This window comes from Acinetobacter sp. YH01021 (genome assembly GCF_013420255.1).
GTDB lineage: Bacteria > Pseudomonadota > Gammaproteobacteria > Pseudomonadales > Moraxellaceae > Acinetobacter.
In genome coordinates, this window is sequence record NZ_VOYO01000054.1 from 1 (window position 1) to 5,080 (window position 5,080).

4 protein-coding genes are annotated in these 5,080 nt (G+C 41.4%); 2 read left to right on the top strand and 2 right to left on the bottom strand.

The genetic code is table 11. The features are described from left to right. Positions 1–587: 587 nt before the first annotated feature. The gene (locus tag FTT86_RS15565; RefSeq protein ID WP_004278573.1) at positions 588–917 is read left to right on the top strand and encodes a chaperone modulator CbpM; all 330 of its coding nucleotides are present in this window, start codon (positions 588–590) and stop codon (positions 915–917) included. A gap of 89 nt (positions 918–1,006) precedes the next feature. Then, entirely contained in the window at positions 1,007–1,270 is a 264-nt protein-coding gene (locus tag FTT86_RS15570; protein WP_180087457.1) for a YdcH family protein, read from the top strand. A 138-nt stretch (positions 1,271–1,408) separates the two neighbouring features. Here FTT86_RS15570 and pnp read toward each other — a convergent pair whose 3' ends face one another. Together pnp and rpsO are read right to left on the bottom strand one after the other, a co-directional pair. Further along, the gene (gene pnp, locus FTT86_RS15575) at positions 1,409–3,496 is read right to left on the bottom strand and encodes a polyribonucleotide nucleotidyltransferase (RefSeq protein ID WP_171054287.1); all 2,088 of its coding nucleotides are present in this window, start codon (positions 3,494–3,496) and stop codon (positions 1,409–1,411) included. Between the two features lie 260 nt (positions 3,497–3,756). Continuing rightward, the gene (gene rpsO, locus FTT86_RS15580) at positions 3,757–4,026 is read right to left on the bottom strand and encodes a 30S ribosomal protein S15 (RefSeq protein WP_004278577.1); all 270 of its coding nucleotides are present in this window, start codon (positions 4,024–4,026) and stop codon (positions 3,757–3,759) included. Positions 4,027–5,080: the final 1,054 nt, after the last annotated feature.

The following is a 5,080-nucleotide window of genomic DNA, read 5'->3' on the forward strand; positions in this document are numbered from 1 at the left end:
AAGTGAAGGTAGGGTTTGTTTTAATGTTAAATCTAGATTCTGAGATAAATTCATAAAAAAAGAGCGTATTTACATACGCTCTTTTTACAGCATTTTAACTTTTTTTGCTTAACTGACTGGCATTACCTATATCAGGGGCTTTTTTCTTTGTCATGATTTGAAACAATAAGGTACAAATAAAAACTGTTTTGGAGCAGGCAAAGTCATAATAATGGATCGAAGACGGTTATTTTTTATCCACTTATGATGATCAATCTTCAGCCTCGTTCAATTTTGCCCTCTGGTCTGCTTTGCAGCCCTGATATGGCGCCCTCTATTCAACACAGGAAAGTGATTGAATACGCTTTGTCGATAACACATAAAATTATAAAAACAACTTCAGCTTTAACCTTCTTTGCCTCGCATGCTGCTGATAGATATCCGGTCAGACCGACTGATCCATCAACTACTGGCACATCCCGACTCTTCACTCATGATCATTTGAGTCATCACTCTGAGTCTGCATGTCCAAGGATTGGAAAGCGTTCTATTTTAGCACCTTCCCTTTCTCCGGATTTTGCACACTTGGCTGTTTAAGGAGTAGACCCATGACTACGATTCAGTACCAAGAAAGTTTTTCCCACGGTTATACCCCCTCAGAAATTATGGACGATCGTTCATTTGACTTGATCCACTTTGCAGAAGCCTGTGGACAAAGCCCGGAATGGGTCATGCAGTTAATTGAACATGGAATTTTACCAAATCGTTCTACAACCCCGACCAGCACTTTCCTCGGTGAAGATATCTCGCGTGCACAACGCGCCTATCGCCTGCAACGCGATTTTGATGCCTCATTTAGCGCCGTTGCCATGATGCTGGACCTCATTGATGAAGTGCAGGAGTTACGCCGCGAGGTCAAACATTTGCACTTCAAGTAAATCCTTTTCATGTTCTGTCGATCTGCATTTTTCAGTGCAGATCAGAACATATTTATATTTAATTTTATGATTAGAGTATAAGAATCCCTATGAAAACCAAAGATTGCAATAAGAAAATCAAATACATGTTTCCCGAATACCGCGACTTGATTGTGCAACTTCGCGAGGAAAATCCCTATTTTGCCAAGTTATTCGAGGAACATAACGAGTTGGACAAAGAAATCAGCCAGCTTGAACTTGATCCAGTCAATCATATCAACAATGATATTGAGGCGATCAAGCGTAAAAAACTGAAATTAAAAGATGAAATTTATCGTTTGTTAAAAAGCTCTGAATCAGATCCCTTAACCTGAGATCAACTGAACACCACATTCAGACCAATACTGAAGCATAAAAAAAGCCCTGAGCCAGCCAAAATAAACACTTTGATCAAGCTCAGGGCTTTTTTATTGTTATTCACATGAGTTTTCCCATGTGAATATTTTTAAGAATTAAACTTGTTCGATGTCTTTCATCGTTAATTTAATACGGCCACGGTTATCAACATCCGCAACCTGTACTTTTACTTCCTGACCTTCTTTCAATACATCTGCCACGTTCGCAATGCGTTCGTTTGAGATTTGAGAGATGTGAAGTAAGCCATCAGTACCTGGCAGGATATTTACGAACGCACCGAATTCAACAATACGAATCACTTTACCTGTATAAATTGTACCTGGCTCGATTTCAGCCGTAAGTGCCTGAATCTTGGCAACTGCAGCTTGCGCAGCCGCTTTAGTTTCACCAAATACGCGAACTGTACCGTTATCTTCGATATCAATCGCCGCTTTAGTTTCTTCAGTAATTGCACGAATGGTCGCGCCGCCTTTACCGATCACATCACGGATTTTATCCGGGTTGATGTTGATCACCTGGAAGGTCGGTGCGTGCATCGAAATTTCAGGACGCGCACGTGAAATCACCTGGTTCATCTCATTCAAGATGTGCATACGACCCGCATAAGCCTGGTTCAATGCAGATTCCATGATCTCTTCAGTGATGCCTTCGATCTTGATGTCCATTTGTAGCGCAGTAATACCGTTTGCAGAACCCGCTACTTTAAAGTCCATGTCGCCCAAGTGATCTTCATCACCCAAGATGTCAGAAAGAACTGCGAAACGCTCGCCTTCTTTCACAAGACCCATCGCGATACCCGCAACTGGTGCTTTCAGTGGAACACCAGCATCCATCAATGATAATGAAGCACCACATACAGACGCCATTGAAGACGAACCGTTAGATTCAGTGATGTCAGATACGATACGGATCACGTACGGGAAGCGGTCAGCCGCAGGAAGTACAGCCTGAACACCACGACGTGCCAGACGACCATGACCGATTTCACGACGTTTAGGACCAGATTCACGACCCGTTTCACCTACAGAGTATGCAGGGAAGTTGTAATGCAACATGAAGTTGTCAGTTTTGGTACCTGCAAGGGTATCCACCATCAACGCATCACGTGTATTACCCAAAGTCGTTGTGACCAAGGCCTGAGTTTCACCACGTGTGAACAATGCAGAACCGTGAGCACGATCCAATACGCCTACTTGTACGTCGATTGCACGAACAGTTTTGGTATCACGACCATCGATACGTGGCTTACCAGACAGGATGTTGTCACGTACGGTACGGTATTTAAGGTCTTCGAACAGCTCATTTACTTCTTCTGCAATGCCAGTTTCGTCATTTTCAGGAACGAACTGTGCCACTGCTTCTGCATAAAGCGCGTCAAGTGCCGCATAACGGTCTTGTTTCACTGCAATCGTGTAAGCTTCAGAGATTTTCGCTTCGAATGCTTCTTTCAATTTACCAAGAAGTTCTTCGTTTTTAACTGGAGCAACCCAAGTTGACTCAACCGCGCCTGCAGCTGCAGCAAATTCTTTGATCGCCTGGATCGCAATTTGCATTTCGTCATGACCGAACAATACAGCGCCCAGCATTTGGTCTTCTGAAAGCTCTTTCGCTTCAGATTCAACCATCAATACTGCAGTTTCCGTACCCGCAACAACAAGATCAAGATCAGACTCTTTAAGTTGTTCAAGGTTTGGGTTCAGGATGTATTCACCGTTGATTAAACCAACGCGCGCGCCACCAATCGGACCACGGAAAGGTGTACCAGCGATAGACAATGCAGCTGAAGTACCTAACATTGCAGCAATGTCAGCATCCATGGTTTTGTCAGAAGAAATAACAGTAGCTGTAACTTGAATTTCGTTAAAGTAACCTTCTGGGAACAACGGACGAATTGGACGGTCAATCAGACGTGAAATCAAAGTTTCAGCTTCAGACTGACGGCCTTCACGCTTGCCATAACCACCCGGGATACGACCAGCAGCATATTGCTTTTCTTGATAGTTTACAGTCAATGGGAAGAAGTCTTGACCTGCTTTTGCTTTAGGCTGTGCCACAACAGCAACAAGTACTTGTACGCCGCCCATGGTGATCACAACAGTATTTGCCTGACGGGCAACACGACCTGTTTCCAGGATAACGTTGTGCTGACCGAATTGGAATTCTTTACGAATAATATTAAACATTGACATGTTTTATTTTTTCCTAGTTCTTGTGAACAATTATTCTAGTGGAGACCCCTAAGGTTTGGCATTCATGACCATATGGACGAGTAAATGACAAAGCTTAGAAGCCGACCTCACCAGATTAAATACTATTTTTAAACACAAAGAAGGAGCGAAACATTCGCCCCTTCCACTGGCTCAGCGCAAAGCTAAGCCGACTTTAGTTTTCAGTAATACAGCACAAAGCATGCAATACACCCGAAAATAAAGTTTAAATCGAATTAACGACGTAAACCTAAAGCACCGATCAATGCTACATAACGACCGTGGTCTTTACCGTTAAGGTAGTCAAGTAGTTTACGACGTTGGTTAACCATACGGATTAGACCGCGACGGCTATGGTGGTCGTGTTTGTGCTCTTTGAAGTGACCTTGTAAGTCATTGATTTGAGCAGTTAAAAGAGCTACTTGAACTTCTGGTGAACCAGTGTCGTTTTCAGCGCGAGCGAATTTAGCCATGATCTCTGCGCGATCTGCGTTAGTTAAAGCCATTCGATTTCTCCGAGATGCTTGTATATTTTGATAAAAATCAAAGTGATGAGAATTCAAAACCTTGACTGCCGTGCATCACTACAGCAAGTTGCATATTTTAAGGGAAAACGCATCAAATTGCAAAAATAGATCCAGATTTTTGCATGGTTTTGGTTGCTCATTGATACAGCTCAGATCCGATGACTCTTGTTCCTTAAAGATTCAGGTTTTGCATTATTTTAATGAAATAAATCCAGAATAAATTAAATATAGAAACTCCTTTGAAAAGCCCGCAAACCCTTTAGCTCGCTTGAATCTTCAGCTACTCCCCATAGAAAATGGATAAAAAAAAGCCCGAGTAAACTCGGGCTTTTTGGCGCTGTAGTTCTTTCTCTTATCATTATTATTTATTGTATTATTATGGCGTTTTACGCTTATTATTATTTTCAAACATCCTGTTGAAAAATCATCTTCCTTGTGTGGTAGATTTTGCCATATTCCCACCAGACAACTAGAGGTATTTGCCTCATTTTGCTGTAAGCCATTTCGTACATCACAGGGTGAAAATTTGCATAATGTTACATAGCTCTCGTTTTATTTAACGCTATTTACTTAAGTTTACTGGCTAGGGCTGAAAATTTTTGCTAAGAAATTAGGATAAAAATCCAGCAAGCTTCCTATAAAAAATCAGAATATAAAAAAGCCTTGTAGTCTCTCCCAAAACTACAAGGCTTAGCGGCTGTAAGTTTCCTCTTTCACTTACTTCACTGTAAGTTCGCTGTCTACCGACATTATTATTATCATTATGCGATTATGCTCAACTTTCCGTGTTGAGTTATTTTGTAGAACCAATCTTCTCAAAAACCGAGCAAAAGCTCTATGCGTCAATTTCCTGAATCCTTGTAAGCTTTTACCTACAAGATTTGATTATTTTTGCCAATTAAATTACTAGGGCGTGTCCTCATTTGAAAAATTGGTTTTAAATACTTAAAATCCTCCTTTGAGTTATTTTGATTTCTATATTTTTTCAATGGCACGTACTCTTCTCACCGATGATATCTGGCAGCAAATTCAA